General features: G+C 62.3%; 17 protein-coding genes and 5 pseudogenes. 17 read left to right on the top strand and 5 right to left on the bottom strand.

The window, feature by feature from the left end; genetic code table 11:
- The first annotated feature begins 9 nt into the window (after positions 1–9).
- From HT578_RS13550 to HT578_RS13525, 6 genes are read left to right on the top strand one after another with little or no spacing between them, the layout of a single operon-like run.
- Positions 10–2,886, top strand: a complete 2,877-nt coding sequence (locus tag HT578_RS13550; RefSeq protein ID WP_213500041.1) for a monovalent cation/H+ antiporter subunit A — start codon at positions 10–12, stop codon at positions 2,884–2,886.
- Positions 2,883–3,305 carry a Na+/H+ antiporter subunit C gene (locus HT578_RS13545; RefSeq protein ID WP_213500039.1) on the top strand — a complete coding sequence of 141 codons (423 nt, stop codon included), beginning with the start codon at positions 2,883–2,885 and terminating at the stop codon, positions 3,303–3,305. Before HT578_RS13550 ends, HT578_RS13545 begins: the two co-directional genes overlap by 4 nt.
- The gene (locus HT578_RS13540; protein WP_239026289.1) at positions 3,302–4,855 is read left to right on the top strand and encodes a monovalent cation/H+ antiporter subunit D; all 1,554 of its coding nucleotides are present in this window, start codon (positions 3,302–3,304) and stop codon (positions 4,853–4,855) included. Before HT578_RS13545 ends, HT578_RS13540 begins: the two co-directional genes overlap by 4 nt.
- The gene (locus tag HT578_RS13535; RefSeq protein WP_239026288.1) at positions 4,852–5,343 is read left to right on the top strand and encodes a Na+/H+ antiporter subunit E; all 492 of its coding nucleotides are present in this window, start codon (positions 4,852–4,854) and stop codon (positions 5,341–5,343) included. Before HT578_RS13540 ends, HT578_RS13535 begins: the two co-directional genes overlap by 4 nt.
- A complete protein-coding gene (locus tag HT578_RS13530) occupies positions 5,340–5,609 on the top strand; it encodes a K+/H+ antiporter subunit F (RefSeq protein WP_213500037.1) in 270 nt (89 codons plus the stop codon). Before HT578_RS13535 ends, HT578_RS13530 begins: the two co-directional genes overlap by 4 nt.
- Before the next feature lie 14 nt (positions 5,610–5,623).
- On the top strand, positions 5,624–6,034 hold the full coding sequence (locus tag HT578_RS13525) for a Na+/H+ antiporter subunit G (protein WP_213500035.1): 411 nt from the start codon (positions 5,624–5,626) through the stop codon (positions 6,032–6,034).
- A gap of 189 nt (positions 6,035–6,223) precedes the next feature.
- Here HT578_RS13525 and HT578_RS13520 read toward each other — a convergent pair whose 3' ends face one another.
- The 4 genes and pseudogenes from HT578_RS13520 to HT578_RS13505 all read right to left on the bottom strand — a co-directional run bounded on the left by HT578_RS13520 (position 6,224) and on the right by HT578_RS13505 (position 9,979).
- Entirely contained in the window at positions 6,224–6,808 is a 585-nt protein-coding gene (locus tag HT578_RS13520; protein ID WP_213500032.1) for a hypothetical protein, read from the bottom strand.
- A gap of 164 nt (positions 6,809–6,972) precedes the next feature.
- Positions 6,973–8,167, bottom strand: a pseudogene (locus HT578_RS13515) (IS256 family transposase).
- Positions 8,168–8,246: 79 nt separating this feature from the next.
- On the bottom strand, positions 8,247–8,456 hold the full coding sequence (locus tag HT578_RS13510) for a hypothetical protein (RefSeq protein ID WP_213500029.1): 210 nt from the start codon (positions 8,454–8,456) through the stop codon (positions 8,247–8,249).
- 482 nt (positions 8,457–8,938) lie between these two features.
- Positions 8,939–9,979 (bottom strand): tyrosine-type recombinase/integrase, encoded by a 1,041-nt coding sequence (locus HT578_RS13505; protein WP_052322079.1) that lies wholly within the window; start codon positions 9,977–9,979, stop codon positions 8,939–8,941.
- A 303-nt stretch (positions 9,980–10,282) separates the two neighbouring features.
- Between HT578_RS13505 and HT578_RS13500 the strand changes: the two genes are divergently transcribed.
- The 8 genes and pseudogenes from HT578_RS13500 (at position 10,283) to HT578_RS13465 (ending at position 16,866) form a co-directional block, all read left to right on the top strand.
- Positions 10,283–10,705, top strand: coding sequence for a helix-turn-helix domain-containing protein (locus HT578_RS13500; RefSeq protein WP_159108028.1), 423 nt, complete (start codon positions 10,283–10,285; stop codon positions 10,703–10,705).
- Positions 10,706–10,717: 12 nt separating this feature from the next.
- Positions 10,718–10,876 (top strand): hypothetical protein, encoded by a 159-nt coding sequence (locus tag HT578_RS13495; protein WP_213500028.1) that lies wholly within the window; start codon positions 10,718–10,720, stop codon positions 10,874–10,876.
- A 117-nt stretch (positions 10,877–10,993) separates the two neighbouring features.
- A pseudogene (istA, locus tag HT578_RS13490) lies at positions 10,994–12,484 on the top strand (IS21 family transposase).
- Positions 12,481–13,247 (top strand): annotated as a pseudogene (gene istB / locus HT578_RS13485) (IS21-like element ISSsp5 family helper ATPase IstB). Before istA ends, istB begins: the two co-directional pseudogenes overlap by 4 nt.
- Positions 13,248–13,383: 136 nt before the next feature.
- A pseudogene (locus tag HT578_RS13480) lies at positions 13,384–14,400 on the top strand (restriction endonuclease subunit S domain-containing protein); the annotation flags it as partial.
- A gap of 3 nt (positions 14,401–14,403) precedes the next feature.
- A complete protein-coding gene (locus tag HT578_RS13475; protein ID WP_239026287.1) occupies positions 14,404–15,288 on the top strand; it encodes a type I restriction-modification system subunit M in 885 nt (294 codons plus the stop codon).
- A gap of 186 nt (positions 15,289–15,474) precedes the next feature.
- A pseudogene (locus HT578_RS13470) lies at positions 15,475–16,035 on the top strand (IS21 family transposase); the annotation flags it as partial.
- Between the two features lie 66 nt (positions 16,036–16,101).
- Positions 16,102–16,866, top strand: coding sequence for an IS6 family transposase (locus HT578_RS13465; protein WP_063142267.1), 765 nt, complete (start codon positions 16,102–16,104; stop codon positions 16,864–16,866).
- Here HT578_RS13465 and HT578_RS13460 read toward each other — a convergent pair.
- Positions 16,838–17,995, bottom strand: coding sequence for an aldehyde dehydrogenase family protein (locus HT578_RS13460; RefSeq protein WP_239026286.1), 1,158 nt, complete (start codon positions 17,993–17,995; stop codon positions 16,838–16,840). The two genes, HT578_RS13465 and HT578_RS13460, sit on opposite strands and share 29 nt — an antisense overlap.
- A 725-nt stretch (positions 17,996–18,720) precedes the next feature.
- Here HT578_RS13460 and HT578_RS13455 point away from each other — a divergent pair.
- From HT578_RS13455 to HT578_RS13445, 3 genes are all read left to right on the top strand, one after another.
- On the top strand, positions 18,721–19,485 hold the full coding sequence (locus HT578_RS13455; protein ID WP_213500024.1) for an IS6 family transposase: 765 nt from the start codon (positions 18,721–18,723) through the stop codon (positions 19,483–19,485).
- A gap of 710 nt (positions 19,486–20,195) precedes the next feature.
- Positions 20,196–21,026: a type IV toxin-antitoxin system AbiEi family antitoxin domain-containing protein gene (locus HT578_RS13450; RefSeq protein WP_039389749.1), complete on the top strand. Its 831-nt coding sequence runs from the start codon at positions 20,196–20,198 to the stop codon at positions 21,024–21,026.
- Positions 21,013–21,936: a nucleotidyl transferase AbiEii/AbiGii toxin family protein gene (locus HT578_RS13445; protein ID WP_213500022.1), complete on the top strand. Its 924-nt coding sequence runs from the start codon at positions 21,013–21,015 to the stop codon at positions 21,934–21,936. The genes HT578_RS13450 and HT578_RS13445 overlap by 14 nt, the downstream gene beginning before the upstream one ends.
- The last annotated feature ends 233 nt before the right edge of the window (positions 21,937–22,169 follow it).

Genomic DNA, 22,169 nt, shown 5'->3' with positions numbered 1-22,169 from the left:
GGGAAACTCTTGCACCTGGTCCTGATTGCCGTCCTGCCGTTCATCGGTTGTCTCCTGCTGGCCGCGGGTGGCCGCCTGAGCCGCAACGCACAGACCCTGGTGGCGCTGGCCCCGGTGTTGGCCGGGCTCTGGCTGCTGGGCGGCACGGCCCCGGACATCCTTTCCGGTTCGGTCCAGGCGTTCCGCGCCGAATGGCTGCCCGCGCTCGACCTTGCCTTCTCGCTGCGCCTCGATGGGCTGGCGTTCCTGTTCACCGGGCTGATCCTGGGGATTGGCCTCCTCATCGTCATCTATGCCCGGTTCTACCTGCCGGGCGACGAGGCGCTGGGGCGCTTCCTCTCGCTGCTGCTGCTGTTCCAGGGCGCGATGGTGGGCATTTCGCTTTCGGGCAACATCCTGCTGCTGCTGGTCTTCTGGGAGCTGACGAGCCTGTCCTCCTTCCTCCTCATCGGCTTTCGCAGCGACAAGGCCGAAGGGCGCCAGGGCGCGCGCATGGCACTCGCCGTCACCGGCGGGGGCGGGCTTGCCCTCATCGCCGGACTGCTGCTGCTGGGCCACATCGCGGGCACCTACGAGCTGGGCGCGCTCCTCGCCCGGGGTGAGACGATCCAGGCCTCGCCGCTCTACCCGGCCGCGCTCGTCCTCATCCTCCTGGGCTGCTTCACCAAGTCCGCGCAGTTCCCGTTCCACTTCTGGCTGCCCCACGCCATGGCCGCGCCCACGCCGGTGAGCGCCTACCTGCACTCGGCCACCATGGTAAAGGCGGGCGTCTTCCTGATGGCGCGCCTCTGGCCGGTCCTCGCCGGCACCGAGATCTGGTTCACCCTCGTCGCGACCACCGGCCTTGTGACCATGCTGCTGGCCGCCGTCATCGGCTTCTTCAAGCAGGACCTGAAGGGCATCCTGGCCTATTCGACCGTCAGCCATCTGGGCCTGATGACGATGCTGCTGGGCTTTGGCACGCCGGGAGCCGCGATGGCCGCGCTGTTCCACCTTCTCAACCACGCGCTGTTCAAGGCCGCGCTGTTCATGAACGCCGGGATCGTCGACCACGAGGCGGGCACCCGCGACATCCGCAAGCTGGGCGGCCTGGCCACGCTCATGCCGATCACCGCGACGCTGGGCATCGTGGCCGCCGCCTCGATGGCGGGCCTGCCCCCGCTCGGCGGCTTCCTCTCCAAGGAGATGATGCTGGAAGAGACCGCGCACACCGTCTGGTCGGGCCAGGACTGGTTGCTGCCGATGCTTGCCGTCCTCGCCGCCGCGTTCTCGGTCGCCTATTCGCTGCGCTACATCTTCCACCTCTACCTTGGCCCCAAGCGCGAGAGCTATCCGGCCAAGCCCCACGATCCGCCGCTGGGCCTGTGGGCCCCGTCCGCGCTGCTGGTCGCCCTCACCGTCCTCGTCGGCGTTGCCCCCAACACCTTCACCCGCGCGCTGATGGTCCCGGCCATCGACGCGGTGACGGGCGGGCGGGCGCCGACCTTCCACCCCGCACTCTGGCACGGGCTGACCCCGGCGCTGGGCATGAGCGTCGTCGCGGTCGCCGCGGGCGCCTTCCTGCTGTGGCGCCACGCCGGGCTCCAGCGGGGCTGGGACGTCGCCAACCTGCCCGATGGCAAGGCCCTGTTCGAAAGCCTTGTCGCGCGACTGGTCCAGGCCGCCCGCGTCGTGTCCGATACCATCCACAACGGCTCGCTCCAGCGCCAGCTGGCGGTCCTCTTCGCGCTGGCCATTGCGCTTGGCGCCTACGGCATGGTCCAGGGCGGGTACACGCCCGGCACGCACGAGACCCTGCCCGCCCACCCTGTCGCCATCGTCGCCTGGCTCCTCCTGCTCTCGGGCATCGCTGCGGTGCTGGTCGCCCAGCAGCAGCGCTTCCTGACGCTGGTATTCATCTCGGTGATCGGCCTCGTCGTCAGCCTTGCCTTCGTCTACCTCTCCGCGCCCGACCTCGCGCTGACGCAGATCTCGGTCGAGACGGTGACGATCCTGCTCATGCTGCTCGCGCTCAACCTCCTGCCCAAGAAGCCGTCGCGCATTTCCAGCATGCCGCTGCGCCTGCGCGATGCGCTGATCGGCCTTGCCGGGGGCGGCGCGGTCGGCTTCGCGGCCTGGGCGGTGATGACGCGCGAGCCCAACGATCCGATCTCGACCTACCACTGGGAGAACAGCGTATCGGGCGGCGGCGGCCACAACGTCGTCAACGTGACGCTGGTCGACTTCCGCGGTTTCGACACCTTCGGCGAGATCACCGTGCTGGGAATTGCCGCGCTCACCATCTTCGCGATGCTCCAGCCCGCCGCGCGCGGGGCCGCCGGCCAGCGCCTGCGCGCCTGGATCGCCGAGCTGCCCCGCTCGCCCGAACGCCACCCGATGATGTTCGCGGTGGCCGCGCGCGTGCTGCTGCCGCTCGCCACGATCGTTGCCATCTACATCTTCCTGCGCGGCCACAACGCGCCGGGCGGCGGCTTTATTGCAGGGCTGGTCGCCTCGATCGCGATGCTGGTGCAGTACATGGCCTCGGGCTTTGAGTGGACCGACGCGCGGCGCCGCATCGACGAGCACCTCCTGATCGGCTTGGGCGTCACCATCGCCGCGCTGACGGGGCTGGGTTCGCTGGTCTTCGGCGCGCCGCTCTTCACCAGCGCCTTCGGCCACTTCCACCTGCCGCTCCTGGGCGATTTCGAGCTTGCCTCGGCCATGGCCTTCGACGTGGGCGTGGGCATGACCGTCATCGGCGCGGTGATGCTGGCGCTGGCCGAACTGAGCCACATCGCCGTGCGCGCCAACAAGGAAGACACAGGGACCAAGGCCGCCGAGGCCGGCCCCATGGACATCGACCCCGCCAGACTGCGTGAAACGAACGGGGAGACACCCGCATGAGCATGGAATTCCTCATCGCCACCGCCATCGGCGCGCTGACCTGGGCGGGCATCTACCTCTCGCTGCGCGGACGCACCTTCCCGGTGGTCCTGGGCGTCACGATGCTCTCCTACGCGATCAACCTCTTCCTCTTCGCCATCGGCCGCCTGAAAGTGGGCGCCCCGCCGATCTTCAGCGAAGAGGCCGCCACTTACACCGACCCGCTGCCCCAGGCGCTGGTGCTGACCGCCATCGTCATCTCCTTCGGGATGAGCGCGCTGGTCGTCGTGCTCTCGCTGCGCACCTTCCTCGAGACCGGAACCGACCAGGTCGACGGCGAGCCCGACCCCGCCATCGACCCGCTCGACGGCGACCGTGACGAGTGGATCAAGCGCCGCAACGCCCACCGGATCGACATGCTGGGGGAAACCCGTCCGTGAGCCTTTCGATTTCCGACAACCTGGCCGCCTCGCTGATTGCCGCGCCGATCATGCTGCCCTCGCTGGCGGGCACGATGGCGCTCATCTTCCGCCGCCGCCGCCGCATGGTCGCGGCCGGAATCTCCATCGGCTCGACCGCGCTGCAAGTGCTGATCGCGGTGGCCCTGCTGCTGCGCGCCTCGCAGTCCGACCCCACGCCCTACGCCATGGGCGACTGGCCCGCGCCGTTCGGCATCGTCCTCGTGCTCGACCAGCTCGCGGCCTGGATGCTGCTTCTGACCTCGGTCGTCGGCTTTGCCGTCGCGACCCACGCCGCGCTCACCAAACTTGACCGCAAGGGCTGGAATTTCCACCCGATCTTCCAGTTCCAGCTGCTCGGCATCAACGGCGCCTTCCTGACCGGCGACCTGTTCAACCTGTTCGTCTTCTTCGAGGTCCTGCTGATCGCCTCCTACGGCCTGATCCTGCACGGACAGGGCGCACGCCGCCTGACCTCAGGCGTGCAGTACGTCGTCGTCAACCTTACCGGCTCGACCCTGTTCCTGGTCGGCCTTGGCATCCTCTACGGGGTGACCGGCACGCTCAACATGGCCGACATGGCCGCGCGCGGGGCGCAACTGGCGCAAGGGGACCGCGGGCTGTTCCTGGCCGGTGGGCTCGTCCTCATCGCCGTCTTCGCGCTCAAGGCCGCGCTGCTGCCGCTGCACCTGTGGCTGCCGCGCGCCTATTCCTCGACCGCGCCCGCCGTGGCCGCGCTGTTCGCGATCATGACCAAGGTCGGCGCCTACTCGATCATCCGCACCACGCCGCTGATCTTCGGGGACGTGGCCGAGCCGATCCTGCTGCCCGCAGCGCTCGGCACCATTGCCCTGGGGTTTGCCGGGATGCTCGCCGCACGGGGCCTTCGCGACATGGCCGCCTTCGGTCTCATCGGCTCGACCGGCACGCTGCTCGTCGCCATCGCCCTGTTCGACAGCGATGGCCTTGCCGCTGCGCTCTACTACCTGCCCCACACCACCCTCGCGGCCGCCTTCCTGTTCCTGACGGTGGACCTGGTCGTGCGCTGGCGCGGCGTGGAGGGCGACGCCATCGTGCCCACCCCGCGCTTTGCGGGAGCCTCGCTCCTGGCCTTCCTGTTCCTGGCAGGTGGCGTGGCGCTCGCGGGTCTTCCCCCGCTGTCGGGCTTCTTTGGCAAGCTTCTCATTCTCGATGCCGCGCTGGTCAGCCCGCACGCGGCCTGGATCTGGGGCGTGATCCTCGTCACCAGCCTCATCGCCGTGGTCGCGCTCGCGCGGGCGGGCAGCACCGTCTTCTGGAAGCACGATGAGACGCCCGAGCTGCCCGAAGATCGCGAGCCGCCGCGCCTCGTCCAGGCCTTGCCCTGCCTGTTCCTGCTCGCCCTGCTGGTCGGCCTCACCGTGTTCGCCGGCCCGGCCACGCGCTACACGCAAGGGACCGCCGCGCAGCTTCTCGACACGCCGCTCTACCTGCGCTCGGTCCTGGGCACCGCCTCGCCCCCGAGCCCGGCCGCGCAAGGAGACGCCCCGTGATCCATCGCCTCCTTCCGCACCCCGGCCTGACCGCCATGCTGCTGGTCATGTGGATGATCGTGTTCAACTCCCTGAACCTGGGAGTGGCCATCCTGGGCCTCGTCTTCGCGGTGCTGGTCCCCCTTTTCAGCGCCCCCTTCTGGCCGGAACGCGCGAAGCTGCGCATGGGCCTGCCGCTCGTGGGCTACCTGTTCCTGGTGCTCTACGACATCGTCGTCGCCAACTTCCAAGTCGCGCGGCTGATCCTGTTCAAGCGTAACAAGGACCTGCGCCCGGCCTGGCTCTCGATCCCGCTCGAGTTGCAATCGGCCGAAGCCATCACGGTGCTGGCGGGCACGATCAGCCTGACGCCGGGCACCGTCTCGGTCGACATCTCGACCGACGCGCGCCACCTTCTCGTCCATGCGCTGCACACCGACGATCCGGACGGCGAGATCGCCCAGATCAAGCAGCGCTACGAACGCCGCCTCATGGAGATCTTCGCGTGATCGACATCGCCCTCAAGATCGCACTTGCCTGCGTGGCGCTGGCCATGCTGCTCAACCTGTGGAGCCTGCTCAAGGGACCGACCGCGCCCGACCGCATCCTCGCGCTCGACACCATGGTCATCAACGCGATCGCCTTCATCATGCTGTTCGGCATCTTCGCGGACACCGTGGTCTTCTTCGAGGCGGCGTTGCTGATGGCGATGGTCGGCTTCGTCAGCACGGTGGCCTACACCAAGTTCCTCCTGCGCGGGGACATCGTGGAATGACAGGCGGCGATACCATGACCACCCTGCTCGACGCGCTCATTGCTTTTCTGATCGTGCTGGGCGGCGCCTTCGCGCTCATCGGCAGCTGGGGCCTGGCGCGCCTGCCCTCGCTGATGACCCGCCTGCACGGGCCTACCAAGGCGACGACGCTGGGTGTTGGCGGCATTCTCCTGGCCTCGATGGCCTGGTTTCCGCTGCACAGCCAGGAATGGTCGAGCCACGAACTGCTCATCACCCTGTTCCTGTTCCTGAGCGCCCCGATCTCGGCGAACATGATCGCAAAGGCCTACATCCACCGCCGCTTCCGCCGCTGCAGCGCGCCCGAGGACGTGGAGACCGAACTTCCCGCCCCGCCGGGGGAAGGCACCGATTGGGCCACCTTCGGCAGCTCCAAGTTCGACGATACGAAGACCGGACGTCCCTGAACCGTTGAACCGGGACAAACGCGAATAACGGACAACAGGGAAAGAAATAGATCCGAGGGCCCTCGCCCTCGGGCTCCCCGAACTGGAAACCTCACGTCCCGCATGCCTCCTTGGCCAAGAGAGGCGAGGTCGCCCATTCCGGGGTCAAGGGGCGATGGCCCCTTGGAAAGGCCCTTCTATCTATGGCCCTCACCCGGCCATGCGGACCGGCTGCAGGATATCCTGGGCAAAACGCTGCGCCTCGGCGTAGAGAGCGGCGTCCGGAGCATAATAGTCCGCAATGAAGCGCTCCACATCCGGATCGAGACGAACTGCGTCGTAACGGCTGGCCGCATTGGCAAAAGCCGCGCTGTTCATCCACAAGGGATAGATCGCCTTCTTGAGCGTCTGGGGCAGGAGGTTGCGGCCGATGAAGCGCACGGCGGGCTGCAACGAACTTGCCCAGGCCTTGGGTTCACGCCGGGCATGGTCATGGGCCACATCAAGCTCCAACCCGGTCTCGCGTTTGACCCAGGCGACGAGCGCATCCGTCCGCTCAAGCGGGAACAGCGCCGAAACGATCCTTTCGCCTGCAATTTCAGCGTAATCGATCTGCCGGGAGAAATGGATGTAGGGCATGTCGCAAAAGGGCCCGCGTCCCTCAAGCCAGTCGCAGATCCGGCGCGCTTCCTGCGCCACGAGAGGATCGTCCACCCGCAACGCCGCCGCCCCGCCATATTCGCGGATCCGTTGCAGCAAGGCCGAGAGGAAGCGGTCCCGAGGAGGACGCACCATGATGAAGCTCTTCGCCGCTTGCAGACGTTCAAAGCTATGAGGAAAAGCCAGTTTCAAGAATGGCAGCGGCACATGTTCGGGCTGGACCGCCGTGTCGATCCCCGAGGGTCGTGTCCCGTGGGGTGGTGTAGGAACCGTCGATCCTCGGCAGGACCGGGTTCGGGTCAGGCAGCCAGGGCTGGCAGGCTGACGATTGGATTATGGCTCACCGAGCCGAGGGTTTCCAGCGTCATGTAGCGTCGGGATACCGCCCACTCATCGTTCTGCTCCAGCATCAGCGCGCCGACGAGACGTACGACGGAGGCATCGTTCGGGAAGATGCCGATGACGTCGGAGCGGCGTTTGATCTCTTTATTCACCCTTTCCAGCGGGTTGGTGGAGGCGATCTGCGCCCAGTGGTCCTTCGGGAACGTCATGTAGGCGAGCACGTCCTCGCGCGAAGCGTCCATCATGTCGGCGAGCTTCGGGAACTTCTCGCGCAGGGCATCGGCAACCTGTTCCCACTGCTGGAGAGCCGCCTCGGCCGTTTCCTGCGCGAAGATGGTCTTGATCATGGCGATGACGGCGGGCCGCTGCTTGGGCGCAGCATGGGCCAGCGCATTGCGCATCCAGTGCACCCGGCATCGCTGTTGGCTGGCGCTGAACACCTTGCTCGCGGCGGCGCGCAGCCCTGTGATCATCGGCGATGACAAGCTTCACTCCGCGCAGGCCTCGGTCGGCCAGAGAGCGCAGGAAGGCTTTCCAGAAGGGCTCCGCCTCCGAAGGGCCGGTGGCGACGCCCAGCACTTCGCGGCGGCCATCGGTGTTGACACCAACGGCGATTATCGCCGCCATCGAGACGATCCGTCCGCCCTCACGCACCTTGAGGTAGGTGGCGTCGATCCACAGGTAGGGCCACTCGCCCTCGATCGGCCGCGTGAGGAAGGCGTTCACCCGCTCGTCGATCTCGGCGACCAGGCGGCTGACCTGGCTCTTCGACACACCGCTGGCCCCCATAGCCTTTACCAGATCATCGACCGAGCGCGTCGAGACACCGTGGACGTAAGCCTCCTGGATCACCGCCGCCAGAGCCTTCTCTGCGGTGCGGCGCGGTTCCAGGAAGCTGGGAAAGTAGCTGCCTTTACGCAGCTTCGGAATCGCCAGTTCGATCCGCCCGGCGCGCGTATCCCACCCACGCTCGCGGTAGCCATTGCGGTGGTTGAGCCGCTCCGGGCTGCGCGTGCCGGCGCGAGCACCGGTCTTCGCCTCGATCTCCAAATCCATCATGCGCTCGGCGGCGAAAGCCAGCATCTCACGCACCAAATCACTATCAGCCCCTTGCTCAATCAGCTCAACAAGGGCCATTCTGTCGTCGGTCATCGTCTTCTTCTCCAGGTTCGAGTTCGCATCCGAACCCTACCAGAAGATCGACGGTGGCCACCCTCTCAGGGAAACCTTCCTACACCACCCCGTGGGACACGACCATCCCCGAGAGCCCGGTCACCGGCTCTTCCATCAGACCCTCGGCCGTTGGCTCGTCGACCCCCAGATCCCTGGCCATCGCGGCATAGGAAAGCCGGCCACAGCCGCCGATTGCACGACGAATGCTCTGGCCTGCATTCTTGGGCACATGGATGAAGGCCAGGTCGGCCTCTTCAACATACAGCATGGTTCTTCATCCCCCTCGCAGGAACCCGAGTCACGTGTCGCGACGATCCCGCTGCCATGGCCTTGAGCAGTCTGGGGCCATGCTATGAAGGCATGGGGGTGAGGTAAAACCGAAGTAGCTCCAAGACGGATGCATCCCACGTAGCCTGACGGATCGGTCCAACACGCAAGGGAACAACCGGCCCAGCGCACGCACCAAGCCGCGACGCCGACACCGAGCCGCCATGATCAAGAGCGCTGTCTGAGAACCCGTGTCGACCAAGCGAAAGGGGCCAAGCCCGCCCAGCAATGCCGTTCCCTCACACGAGAACCAAGACATTACCGCTGATAGAAGGCTGGCGCACCCGACAGGATTCGAACCTGTGGCCTCTGCCTTCGGAGGACTACTGATTCAAAAATATCCATTTAAATCAATCTCCTTTCGTGTCGGCTTGCGTGACAAAGTCTAGTTTTGTTCTATCCTGTATCCGGGAGTTATCCGGGTCAAAATGCGTCCCGGGCCCCACTTTGAAAATCTGGGTGGTGGTGACCGTAATTCTCCTCAAGAGTTTTCGCTGTCATGCCTAGGAAACCACAGATCTGTCCTCGATCGACACCTCGCTGCATTAGCCAAGTCGCGCAAGTGTGGCGCATGGTATGTGGAATGACTTTGTTATCGCCTTCGGCTTGCAAACCGGCCAACATAACTGCCTTGGCAAAGCTGGTTTTGATATCGTCGAGGGGTTTGCCCTGATAGGTCAAGACGTGCAGGTCTTCGGGGAACTCCCGGCGACGCCTCTTGAGGTATTTCAGCAACCGACGGGGAATCGGGGTGCGTGGCCGGCGTTTTTTAGTCCTCTTTCGGCCGACCGGATTCCAATCAATCTTGCCGTTCTCAAGGTCGATGTCTTCCCATTTAAGGGATAATATGGCCCTTTTGCGCTGCCCAGCGAGAAGCCCAATCGCAATGAACAAAGGCAGATGCTTAGAGGCCCGCTCCACTTTCCTCGCAGCACGAAGAAGCTTGATCGCCTCTTCAGCTCGGAGCCACCGGATGCGCCCTTCTTGTTTGGCTGGTTTAAACACGGAAGTGGCCATGCTGACCATACCGTCGCGAGAGTACTTCTGACAGGCTGCGGCAAGGACGCCTAGCTCACGGCGCATCGTTTCGACTGCTCGCTCGCGCCACTCCGTATATTCCTGGCAGGTATCTTCCGTGATTTCACCCAGAGTTCGGTTCTTCCAGAATTCGAGGAGCGGTCTAGTCGCGTGCTTAATCCGCTCCGGATCTGCCACTTTCGGCAGCCTTTTCACCATATAGTAATTTAAGACATCCGTGACCAAAACCTCGCTTGGGTCAGGGCGGAAGCGTGGGCGCTCACGACCGATCAGCCACTCTGCCCGGACGAGCTCAGCTTCTTTGCGAGAGCGAGTGAAAGTTGATTTCTCGCGGCTACGTCCTCCTTCGGTGTAGTAGATGTAGTAGAACCCCTTGGCGTTCTTGCGATCGATCTCGAGCCGTGGCTCTCCCCTCGGTCTAGACATGCCTTCACCATGCTCCTCTCAAGATAGCGCTCCCAAGCGCCTGACGGAATTTTTGGATTGCGCGCGGCCGCCGTCACATAGACGTGGTCAATGCGCTCCTCGTGGATGAGGTGGCGAATGAAGGCGACAGAGACGCCTACGCGTTCCGCTAGTTGTTTCGGCGTTTCGAGCTCAAACGACATACAACGCTCCGTTTCGATTGATTCTTGGTCAAACCTTGCCAATAATGCCTAAGTCGGATCTTATTGATCACAATTCAATCAATCAATCGCATTTTAGCTTGGTTCGAGAACAGAGGCTAAGTTGGCAGTTTTGGACGAGATGGCAGGACGACTCGAGGCAGTGCGCAAGGAAGAGGGGCTGTCCCAAGAAGCCTTCGCGACTCGCCTTGGGATCAGTCGAGGAGCCTACCAACACTATTCAAAGGGCGGCCGCGAAATTCCATCGTCAGTACTCGACTCACTTCTAAGAGAATTTGAGGTTGACCCTTACTGGATGCTGCGTGGGGACGATGAAAAAGGCGGGACAAAGATTGAACGGCAACTGGTCGCAAATGCGACTACAGTCGCACTGACCCTGCGAGATTCCTACGAGCAGCTCGGAATCACCCGCGATCTCGAGAAAATGATCGCAGCAACCCAATTCTCTTGCTTCCACCTCTTCGAAAAGAGAAAACCGTTGTCTGAGGGCGACCTCAAGGTCGTCCAAAATCTAGCAGAAACCTGATTTTGGAGATCAATGATGGCGCATGACGACCAAGATTATTACCGCAAGGTCCTGCATGGCTATATGGTTCACGAACATAGCCAGGCTGGCTACCATGCCGCTATCGTCGCAATCAAAGTGCTCATGAGTTCACTGGCCCTGACCATGGCGGCCTACGCCACGTTTGCCTGAGAACGGCGGAGCAATATTCGACCACGCTAGCGGCGGGATAGTCCTGCTGCGGGCGGCGTAAAAGTCGTCCACCTTGAAGCCTTTCTGCCAAGTCAGGGAGGTGTGGGGATCTACAGCGTGGAACTTTATCTTCAGGTCCGTTTGGCTTGCGCGGATGGCATGAGCCAGCGGGCGGCGGCGAAGCGTTTCAATGTGTCGCGCGACACGGTGCGCAAGATGCTGTCGTTTTCATCGCCACCGGGTTACCGGCGTCAATCTGTCCCGCAGCGTCCGAAGCTGGACGGGTTTGTGGCGATCATTGATGGATGGCTTGAAGGGGACCGCTGCGTCCCGCGCAAACAGCGCCATACGGCGAAGCGGGTATTCGACCGCTTGCGCGCCGAGCATGGTTTCACCGGCGGCTATACGATCATCAAGGATTACATCCGCGAGCGTGAGCAACGCAGCCGGGAGATGTTCGTGCCGCTGGCCCACCCGGCGGGGGATGCGCAGGCCGATTTCGGGGAAGCGCTGGTGGAGATCGGCGGGGTGCAGCAGAAGGCCTACTTCTTCGCACTCGATCTGCCGCACAGTGATGCCTGCTATGTGCGGGCCTATCCGGCGGCGGTGGCGGAGGCCTGGGTGGACGGACACGTTCATGCCTTCGCGTTCTTCGGCGCGGTGCCGCGCTCGATCGTCTATGACAACGATCGCTGCCTTGTGGCGAAGATCCTGCCAGACGGCACGCGTAAGCGTGCCACGCTGTTCAGCGCTTTCCTGTCGCATTACGTGATCCGCGACCGCTATGCCCGCCCGGGCAAGGGGAACGAGAAAGGCAATGTGGAAGGGCTGGTTGGTTACTGCCGCCGCAATTTCATGGTGCCGATCCCGAAGTTCCCGACCTGGGAGGCCTTCAACCTATGGCTGGAGGAGCAATGCCGCAAGCGCCAGCAGGACAAGGTGCGCGGACAGAGCGAGACGATCGGTGAGCGCTTGCAACGCGATCTGGCAGCCATGCAGCCTCTGCCCGCTACACCCTTCGAGGCCTGCGATCAGACGAGCGGGCGGGTCTCCTCGCAATCCCTGGTGCGCTACAGGACCAACGATTATTCGGTTCCGGTGGCACGGGCCATCAGGAGGTCTGGATCAGGGCCTATGTCGATGAGGTGGTGGTCGGCTGCCGCAGCGAAGTCATCGCCCGTCATCCTCGTTGTTATGCCCGCGAGGAGGTTATCTTCGACCCGCTCCACTATCTCCCGCTGATCGAGCAGAAGATCAACGCATTCGACCGTGCCGCGCCTTTGCAGGGCTGGGATTTGCCCGAAGCGTTCACGACACTGCAGCGGTTGATGGAAGGCCGCATGCACAAGCATGGCAGGCGTGAATATGTACAGGTGCTGCGCCTGTTGGAAACGTTCACCCTCGCCGATCTCCAGGCGGCGGTGGAACAGGCCATTGATCTTGGCGCCATCGGCTTCGATGCCGTCAAGCACCTCGCCCTGTGCCGGGTCGAACGCGTACCGCCGGCTGGACACGGACGTCTATCCCTTCCTGCCACGCACAACGGTCGAGAAGACCTTTGCCAGAGCCTATCTGAGCCTGCTCTCCGACCAGCAGGAGGCCGCATGAGCGATCAGACCCCGGAGCTTCTTCTCGCTCACAATCTCAAGGCACTCAAGCTGCCTACGTGCCTGCGAGAGCACCACAAGCTCGCCCGGCAATGTGCCGCTGAAGGCGTCGATCATATCCGCTTCCTCGCCCGCCTTGTCGAGATGGAGATGATCGACAGGGAGCGTCGTATGGTCGAGCGGCGCATCAGGCCGCGCGCTTCCCCGCCGTCAAAAGCCTCGACAGCTTCGACTTCACCGTCATCCCGAGGCTCAACAAGATGCAGGTGCTCGAGATGGCGCGCTGCGAGTGGATCGAGCGGCGTGAGAACGCCATCGCTCTGGGGCCATCGGGCACCGGAAAGACGCACGTAGCGTTGGGGCTCGGACTGGCAGCATGCCAGAAAGGGCTGTCGGTGGGCTTCACCACTGCGGCGGCGCTGGTCAGCGAAATGATGGAGGCGCGCGACGAGCGGCGTCTCCTGCGCTTCCAGAAGCAGATGGTCGGATACAAACTGCTCATCATCGACGAACTGGGCTTCGTACCGCTCTCCAAGACCGGCGCCGAACTGCTGTTCGAGCTGATCTCCCAGCGTTACGAACGCGGCTCCACCTTGATCACCAGCAACCTGCCCTTCGACGAATGGACCGAAACCTTCGGATCCGAGCGTCTCACAGGCGCGCTCCTCGATCGCCTGACCCATCACGTCAGCATCCTCGAGATGAACGGCGAAAGCTATCGCCTCGCTCACAGCCGGGCCCGCAAGGCCAAAATCAGACCCTGAAAAGCAAGCCAATGCCGGGGGGAGTGGCCCTCGGGCTACGCCCTCACGCCACTCCCCCCGGCGTGTAACACGATGGCCTGGTTTTACGCCGCCCCATGGCCGACTTTTGCTCCGCCGTTGACAAGGTGGGCTTTTCCGCGAAAATCGACATGAGTTGGAAGTACGTCAGCACTTGATACACGACTACGACGTCACGGCGATGTCGCTGCCTCTTGGCATGTTCCAGCCCTTCACGGGCATCGCAACAAGCATTCTATGCCTGGAGCGAAAGACCGGCCAGGAAGGCCTACGGGTGATCGATGGCCGGACGATGGAAAATGCATCAACCGGCCGCCTTCAAGATGCTGCTATCGCCCGCCATCTCGAGAACTTTCGGGGGCTTGTACCGAACGATTCCGCGCGCATCGCGATCGTACCTCCGGAAGACCTTCAAGAAGCACACTTCAGCTTCTTGCCTGAGCGTTATCTGTTGTCCGAAGGTTTGGCTCAGCTTGAGGACCTTCTTTCGGAAGGTGAAAGCGTCAAGCTGGAAGACGTGGCGGACATTCTCCGACCCAAGGCTCCTAAGCCGATCAAGGATCCGCAATTCGATCCCCCGGTCGAAGCTTTTGAAATCAGTCCGTCAGATATCGTCGATGGCGTGGTGAGCAAGCCTAAGCGACAGTTGGGCTTTGAGACTGATCAGAAGGATGCCGTTGCCAAGGTCACGGTGCAGACCGGGGACATCCTGGTCAGCATCAAGGGCAATGTCGGCATCGTCGGCATCGTATCGTCATTGGCCTTGGTTGAGGCAGCGATGAACCACCGCTGGATCGTATCGCAAAGCTTGGCGATCGTGCGATTGCGGACCCCAAATCCGTTTTCACAGCCTGAAGTGCTCAATGCTGTTCTGACCGCACCGTGGATCCGGGAGAAGCTGGAAAGCATGAGCGGCGGCTCTGCGGTCAGGACTTTGCCTATCAGTGCGCTGCGCTCTCTTGAATTGCCCGTACCATCGGCAGATGACGTCGAAAGTGCGCTAACCCAATTAGATTACATAGAAAAAATCGAGAAGCAGATCGCGCTGCATACGAACAATCGGAATATGGCTCGCTCTGGGCTTTGGCACGCGCTTTGGCGCCTGCCGCACAATGAAACCGTTGGAGAAGAATAACCCATGCTGACCGGTGCAATCCGCAGCCAGATCGACAAGCTGCGCGACTCCCTGTGGTCGGGCGGCGTGTCCAACCCGCTTACCGGTGTTGAGCAGATCACCTATCTGCTGTTCGCCAAGCGTATCGACGAAATCCAGACGCGCGAGGAGGCCAAGGCCAACCAGCTCAAGCGCCCGCTTGCCCGCCGCGTCTTCCCGGAAGGGAAGGACGACCTTGGCACGCCTGGCTTTCCCGATGGCTGCCCCTATGAACTGATGCGCTGGTCGCGGTTCAAGAATGAGCCGCCAGAGCGGATGTACGAGATCGTGTCGGATCACGTCATGCCCTTCCTGCGCACCTTGGGCGGAGCCGAAAGCGTGATGGCCCACCACATGAAGGGCGCGCGGCTTGCCTTCACCAAGCCCGCCTTGCTCGACAAGCTGGTCCAGGGCCTGGACGAGATCCCGATGGACGATCGCGATACCAAGGGCGACGTCTATGAATACCTGCTCTCGATGATTTCCAGCGCGGGCGAGAACGGCCAGTTCCGTACCCCCCGCCATATCATCGACCTGATCGTGCGCCTGATGAATCCGGGACCCGAAGATACGATCTGCGATCCGGCGGCGGGCACCGCCGGCTTTCTGATGATGGCGGCCGAACATGTCCGGCGCGAACATCCCGGCCTGTTCTACGATGCCGAAAGCCGCAAACATTTCGAAACGGAAGCCTTCACCGGCTACGATTTCGATGAGACCATGTTGCGCATCGGCGCCATGAACATGACGCTGCACGGCATCGAGGAGCCGCGCATCTTCTACCGCGACAGCCTTGCCGAAGGCGGGGGCGATGATGTGGGCCACTATTCGATGATCCTGTGCGCGGCGACAATTACGATGGCCGGTTGAGCGGCAACTATGATGGCCGGTAGGATCGGTTGTCTGGCTTGATCGCAAGGAGGGGCGTAGCCCCGACTGGAGAGCGGGCCAGACAACCGATGGCGATCTTCTTTCCCACCTTTCGGTGGGGCTGATCGGGGCTGGGGCGAGTGGTGGTATCGGAACACTCATCGAACATACGACGATGGGTTTGCGATGCCGGGTTCCCACATTTCCGATCAGCAGGTGTTTCTTTTCATGACCCATCGCCGTCAGCACACCCAGGCCGTTGCGGCCGCCAAGGCCGGTATCAGTGAGCGCAGTGCGCGTCGGATCGAGAACGATCCGAAGCTTCCCTCGCAGAAGAAGAAGGGGCGCCACTGGCGCACCCGCCCCGATCCGCTCGAGCCATTCTGGCCGCGCGTCGAGGAACTGCTCCAGATCGAGGGCATCATCGCCGTCACGATCTTCGAGACGCTCCAGGACGAGTTCGGCGAGGATGTCGTACCCGATGCCATACGACGAACGCTGGAACGCCGGATCGCCCGCTGGCGGGCTCTGCACGGCGGGGAGAAGGAGATTTTCTTCCCTCAGCACCATGAGCCCGGCCAGCAGGGCCTTTCGGATTTCACGCTCTGCGACAGTCTCAAGGTCACCGTCGCCGGCGAACCCTTGGCCTATCGGCTCTATCACTTCCGTCTGGCGGCAAGTGGCTGGGAACACGCAGCCGTCGTGCTGGGTGGAGAGAGCTTCGCCGCGCTCTCGGAGCACTTGCAAGGGCTCTGTTGCAAACTCTGATGCGGTTGCCAAGGTTGGGCCCTTGGATTGGTAAGGTCGGTTGTGATGGACGATTTCAAAGGGCGGCATTTTACCGGCGAGGTCATCCTATGGGCGGTCCGCTGGTACTGCCGGTACGGCATCAGCTACCGCGATCTCGAGGAAATGCTGGCGGAACGTGGCATCGATGTCGATCACACGACCATCTATCGCTGGGTGCAGCGCTATGCGCCGGAGATGGAGAAGCGGTTGCGCTGGTTCTGGCGGCGAGGCTTTGATCCGAGCTGGCGTCTGGATGAGACCTACGTCAAGGTTCGGGGCAAATGGACCTACCTGTACCGGGCGGTCGACAAACGGGGCGACACGATCGACTTCTTCCTCTCGTCGACCCGCAGCGCCAAAGCCGCGAAGCGCTTTCTGGGAAAGGCCCTTCGCGGGCTGAAGGGCTGGGAGAAGCCAACGAAACTCAACACCGACAAGGCCCCCAGCTACGGCGTCGCAATCGCCGAGTTGAAACGAGAAGGGAAGCTCGCCCTGGAAACCGAACACCGGCAGGTAAAATACCTGAACAACGTGCTCGAGGCCGACCATGGCAAGCTCAAATTGTTGATCAAGCCCGTGCGTGGTTTCAAATCGATGCCGACAGCCTACGCCACGATCAAGGGCTTCGAGGTCATGCGCGCCCTGCGCAAAGGGCAAGCCCGGGCATGGTGCCTGCAGCCAGGGATCAGGGGAGAGGTGCGTCTGATCGAAAGAGCATTTGGCATTGGCCCCTCGGTCATGACCGAGGCCATGGACGTGCTCAATCAGCATTTTGCCAATGCTGCCTGATTCCCAGACGGGGTGACGCTGCCCGGCCGTCACCAATGTTTGCAACAGAGCCGTCGAGCACGCGGATCTGCTGCGCACGCGACACCAGCGGCCCCAGCATCGTTTCCGGATCACGGCCATGACCCAGCTTGAAGCCTTGCGCCACCTTTGCGAGGCCCTCGACCACCTGATCATAGACCGATCGTTCGACGAAGAGGCGCGAAGCGGCGAGGCACACCTGACCCGAGTTGAAAAAGATGGCGAGCGCAGCCCCGAGCGTAGCCTTTTCGAGGTCCGCATCGGCAAAAATCAGCGAAGGCGATTTACCGCCGAGCTCCAAAGTCACGCGTTTCAGATCATCGGCCGCCGTGCGCACGATCTGCTTGCCGACCCTTGTTGAACCGGTGAAGGCGATCTTGTCTACGCCGGGATGTTCGACCAATGCCTGCCCGGCATCCTGCCCATAGCCCGTGACCACGTTGAGCACGCCTTCTGGCAACCCGGCTTGGAGCGCGAGTTCAGCCAGTCGAAGCGCGGTCAGCGGCGTCAGTTCCGATGGCTTCAGGACGATCGTACAGCCTGCCGCCAGCGCCGGGGCGATTTTCCACGCGGCCATCGCCAGCGGATAGTTCCATGGCACGATCTGGCCGACCACGCCCACTGGCTCGCGCACGGAATAGCTGTGGTATTGCTGCCCGTCGCCGGAAATTGGATTGACCTGCCCGCCGATCTTGGACGTCCAGCCCGCCATATAGCGAAAAATGTCGACCGCCGCCGGCACATCGACAGCGAGCGCGTGATGCACCGCCTTGCCGTTGTCGTAGCTTTCCAGAAGCGCCAGTTCCCCGGCGTGCTCCTCGATCTTGCGGGCGATATTTTCGATGATCTTACCGCGATCGAGCGGACGCATGCGAGCCCAGCTTGCGGACTCAAATGCCTTTCGCGCGGCGCTTACAGCACGGTCAATATCCTCGGCAGAACCTGCCGGGACGCGGGTGAAGATTTCGGCGGTGGCCGGATCTTCCACATCGATGCATTGCCCATCGGCGCTTTCAGTCCATTCGCCACCGATCAGCATGCGATTGCGTGGTAAGTGGACTTCGTGCCCTTTTTGACCATGCAGCGTCTGCGCAAAAGCCGTTTCGTTCATAGCTCTCTCCATCTCGCAGGCACTATTCGCCAGCTCGTTAGTCTTTTTTCGTTGCAACCGTCTGACCGGCGCGCCTCATTAAACACCATCGGTCAACAGTGCTTAGCAAGCGAGCCTCGTCACGAAAGTCGACGGTGTGCGCTCATCTCGAATGCGGGGAATGGGTGATGCCAAACCTCTCATCGATTACGCATCTTCGAGTGTGCGTATAGCTAATACGTAATGATCAATTTTCGGATCGGCAATATGTTTGAAAGGTCGGACCAATATTGGTTTTTTAAGGCAAAAATCACCGCTATAGGCCGTTTTCTTAAGGCAAATGTCGAGGCGCGCTTCACTTTTTGAATAGTCAGCAGTGATTCGAATATCGTCGGCCACCTAGGCTTAGCCCACGTTATTCATGAGGTTGCGGGCCCCGGTTGGATCGGCGGCGATTTGATGCAGGCAGCGTAGCTTGGGCGAGCGGCATCGGCGGCGTTTTTCACCGCGGCAAGATCGATGGGCTTTTCGAGGTTGGTGGACGGGGGCTTCGGGCTTTGGGCGGCACTGCCGCGCTGGCTATGTCGGTGCTGGCCGGAGGCTGGTAGCGAGGGCTTTGAACACGTTGGCATCGGGGTAGGCTGACGCGAACGCTACACGGATGCGCGAGGCACTTTCGATGGCTCTGTTGCAAACTCTGATGCGGTTGCCAAGGTTAGGCCCTTGGATTGGTAAGGTCGGTTGTGATGGACGATTTCAAAGGGCGGCATTTTACCGGCGAGGTCATCCTATGGGCGGTCCGCTGGTACTGCCGGTACGGCATCAGCTACCGCGATCTCGAGGAAATGCTGGCGGAACGTGGCATCGATGTCGATCACACGACCCTCTATCGCTGGGTGCAGCGCTATGCGCCGGAGATGGAGAAGCGGTTGCGCTGGTTCTGGCGGCGAGGCTTTGATCCGAGCTGGCGTCTGGATGAGACCTACGTCAAGGTTCGGGGCAAATGGACCTACCTGTACCGGGCGGTCGACAAACGGGGCGACACGATCGACTTCTTCCTCTCGTCGACCCGCAGCGCCAAAGCCGCGAAGCGCTTTCTGGGAAAGGCCCTTCGCGGGCTGAAGGGCTGGGAGAAGCCAACGAAACTCAACACCGACAAGGCCCCCAGCTACGGCGTCGCAATCGCCGAGTTGAAACGAGAAGGGAAGCTCGCCCTGGAAACCGAACACCGGCAGGTAAAATACCTGAACAACGTGCTCGAGGCCGACCATGGCAAGCTCAAATTGTTGATCAAGCCCGTGCGTGGTTTCAAATCGATGCCGACAGCCTACGCCACGATCAAGGGCTTCGAGGTCATGCGCGCCCTGCGCAAAGGGCAAGCCCGGGCATGGTGCCTGCAGCCAGGGATCAGGGGAGAGGTGCGTCTGATCGAAAGAGCATTTGGCATTGGCCCCTCGGTCATGACCGAGGCCATGGACGTGCTCAATCAGCATTTTGCCAATGCTGCCTGATCCCCAGACGGGGTGACGCTGCCCGGCCGTCACCAATGTTTGCAACAGAGCCATCGCATACATTCGACGCAACTGCGCCAGATCGTTTGGAAGTTGCTGTTCTCCGTTTTCGACAAGCTGCTCAAGCTCGGCGATCTCGGCGCGGTACCGCGCCGAGATCCGCGCGATTGATGCATCGTGGCTGTTCAGCACATTCGTCATTCGGGGCAAGGTCGTTGAGCAGGACGCCTTCGTCGGTCTCCTCGGGCTTGCGAGCGACGTATTTCGCAGCCGTCGCCAGCCAGCCTACCAATTTCGTTCGGCCGTCGAACAAGTATCAAGAATTCCGTGACTTGGCTGCCCAGGCTTTGGCTACCACGACTTCTCCAGTGACCAAAGATGCATTGCCGACCGTAGTCATTCTTGTTCCACGCCTCTGTGATCTGCCAAGTGTTGCCCTCATGATCGCGCCTCACGTGAAGCATCTGGAAATTCTGCATTCAGAAACGAGGTCTGACATCCGTCGCGGTGGTTCGTCCCGGATCAGGCTGGCGCCGAGGCCTACAAAGGATTGCTGAGTGTTATCGCTACATGGCAGCTGGTGGTACCTGCAAAGGCGCGTTGCTTTCGAACTCCGGGTTTGAAACGGCGCCACTATGCTAAGCCATGCTACGGTTTTTCAGAAAATTCCAAACTTCCCTTTGGTTTGAATTGGCGCTAAGAAACTTAGTATGGCTACCGGAAACCGAGGAAAGCTGAACCAACTCCAGCAACTGCCGGATGGAGCACTTGTCGATGCGGCCTGGCTGGAGCGTCGCGGCTACTCCTCCTCGCTTCGCAGCCAGTACGTCAAGGCGGGATGGCTCAATCAGCCGGCTCCGCGCGTATATCGCCGCGGAAACAGCCCGCTCGGCTGGCGCGAGGCTATCATATCCCTTCAGACCTTCCTCGAGAGCGACGTCACCGTGGGCGGGCGAAGCGCGCTGGAGGAACTGGGGTATGGCCACTATCTGGGGCGGCGCAGGGAGGTTCACCTCTATGGCGCGCAAAGGCTGCCCGGCTGGCTTGCCGCCTTGCCCCTCGAGGTCGAGTTTGTCTGGCACAACAGCCAACGGCTGTTTCCTGATGATCCGGTCGTCACGCAATTCGATGATGCACAGAGCGGTGCGAGCGATGAGCCGCTTCCCTTCCTGCCAGGCGGTTTTCTGATCAGTGGCGGAACTGCCAAATGGGGCCTGCGCCTCGCCAGTGCCGAACGGGCCTTGTTCCAGCTTCTCGACGAGCTGCCGGGCCGCGAAACCTTCCACCAGGTCGACATGCTGATGGAGGGCCTGGCGAACCTCAGTCCCCGCAGCCTGCAGGTCCAGCTGGCATCCTGCACCAGCATCAAGGTGAAGCGACTGTTCTTCTACTTCGCCGACCGCCATCGCCATGCCTGGCTTGAGCGGCTGGACCGCTCGGCCGTGGACCTTGGTACTGGCAAGCGCGTGCTCGTGAAGGGCGGCAAGCTCGATCCTACTTACCTCATCACTGTTCCGGACGAGATCGATGGCCTTTCTTGAAGACTACCACAATCAGGTAGCGCTGCTGCTGCGCACGATCCCTTTCGTGGCTGCCGAACCCGACTTCGCCCTCAAAGGGGGCACCGCGATCAATCTGTTCGTGAGGGACATGCCGCGCCTGTCGGTCGATATCGATCTGACCTACCTCCCCGTGGCGGACCGAACGGCCTCGCTGGCCGCCATTGACGCCGGCATGGAAAGGATCGCGCAACGGATCGAAGCTGGCATTCCCGGGGTCCATGTGGCGCGAAGTCGGCTCCAGAAGGAAGGCATCGTCACAAGGCTGGTCGTTCGCGATGGCACCGCGCAGATCAAGATTGAGGTGACACCAGTGCTGCGCGGGGCCGTCTACGAGCCTGTCGAGACGGACGTCTCGGCGCTCGTCGAAGACACGTTCGGTTATGCGCGGATCGCCGTGGTCTCGTTCGCCGATCTCTATGCAGGCAAGATCGTCGCCGCACTCGACCGCCAGCATCCACGGGACCTCTTCGATGTGCGGGATTTGCTGGCCAACGAAGGTATCAGTGACGAGCTTCGCCGGGCGTTCGTCGTCTACATCCTGAGCCACAACCGGCCGATGGCGGACATCCTTGCGCCAACGCGAAAAGACCTCGAGGAGGAGTTCGCACGCGGGTTCGAGGGCATGACTCAAGAGCCTGTGCCGCTGGGTGAGCTGATCGAGGCGCGCGAAAGGCTGGTGCGGCTCATAGTCACGGACATGCCCGCCGAGCATCGCCGGTTCCTGCTCGGCTTCAAGCGCGGTGAGCCCGATTGGGATCTGCTTGGTCTGCCCGGAGCCGTCGATCTGCCCGCCGTAAGGTGGAGGCAGCAGAACCTTGCCAAGCTTCCCGCCGATCGTAGGGCAGGTCTCATCGAGCGCCTTGAGGCCGTATTCGCAGCTGACGGATGAACTATCGCCCTTGCCAGACAGGAATCTCGCAGACTTCTCCCGCAGCTAAACTGGTCGTCAGACACGCGCAGGATCAAAATTAGAGTCTTGCGCTACTTTGGCACAAGAGCGGCCATTCTGACGCGGGGCAAGGAACTGCCAGGTCTGGTTGACATCTGCCGGGATAGCTGCCGGTCCGGACCTAGGCGCCGAATTCCGGCGCTGAGGGTCCGAAATGGGTCGGGTCGAGGCGG

Source organism: Novosphingobium decolorationis (assembly GCF_018417475.1).
GTDB lineage: Bacteria > Pseudomonadota > Alphaproteobacteria > Sphingomonadales > Sphingomonadaceae > Novosphingobium > Novosphingobium decolorationis.
Note: the sequence above shows the minus strand (reverse complement) of the source record. Positions and strands in the feature narration are given on the sequence as shown.

Bases quoted from the DNA above. Each gene is read 5' to 3' on its own strand.
- HT578_RS13455 (WP_213500024.1), top strand. From the start codon at position 18,721: ATGGACGATTTCAAAGGGCGGCATTTTACCGGCGAGGTCATCCTATGG.
- HT578_RS13495 (WP_213500028.1), top strand. From the start codon at position 10,718: ATGATGGCGCATGACGACCAAGATTATTACCGCAAGGTCCTGCATGGC.
- HT578_RS13525 (WP_213500035.1), top strand. From the start codon at position 5,624: ATGACCACCCTGCTCGACGCGCTCATTGCTTTTCTGATCGTGCTGGGC.
- HT578_RS13545 (WP_213500039.1), top strand. From the start codon at position 2,883: ATGAGCATGGAATTCCTCATCGCCACCGCCATCGGCGCGCTGACCTGG.
- HT578_RS13475 (WP_239026287.1), top strand. From the start codon at position 14,404: ATGCTGACCGGTGCAATCCGCAGCCAGATCGACAAGCTGCGCGACTCC.
- HT578_RS13445 (WP_213500022.1), top strand. From the start codon at position 21,013: ATGGCCTTTCTTGAAGACTACCACAATCAGGTAGCGCTGCTGCTGCGC.
- HT578_RS13510 (WP_213500029.1), bottom strand. From the start codon at position 8,456: ATGCTGTATGTTGAAGAGGCCGACCTGGCCTTCATCCATGTGCCCAAG.
- HT578_RS13450 (WP_039389749.1), top strand. From the start codon at position 20,196: ATGGCTACCGGAAACCGAGGAAAGCTGAACCAACTCCAGCAACTGCCG.
- HT578_RS13460 (WP_239026286.1), bottom strand. From the start codon at position 17,995: ATGAACGAAACGGCTTTTGCGCAGACGCTGCATGGTCAAAAAGGGCAC.
- HT578_RS13520 (WP_213500032.1), bottom strand. From the start codon at position 6,808: ATGGTGCGTCCTCCTCGGGACCGCTTCCTCTCGGCCTTGCTGCAACGG.
- HT578_RS13465 (WP_063142267.1), top strand. From the start codon at position 16,102: ATGGACGATTTCAAAGGGCGGCATTTTACCGGCGAGGTCATCCTATGG.
- HT578_RS13505 (WP_052322079.1), bottom strand. From the start codon at position 9,979: ATGTCTAGACCGAGGGGAGAGCCACGGCTCGAGATCGATCGCAAGAAC.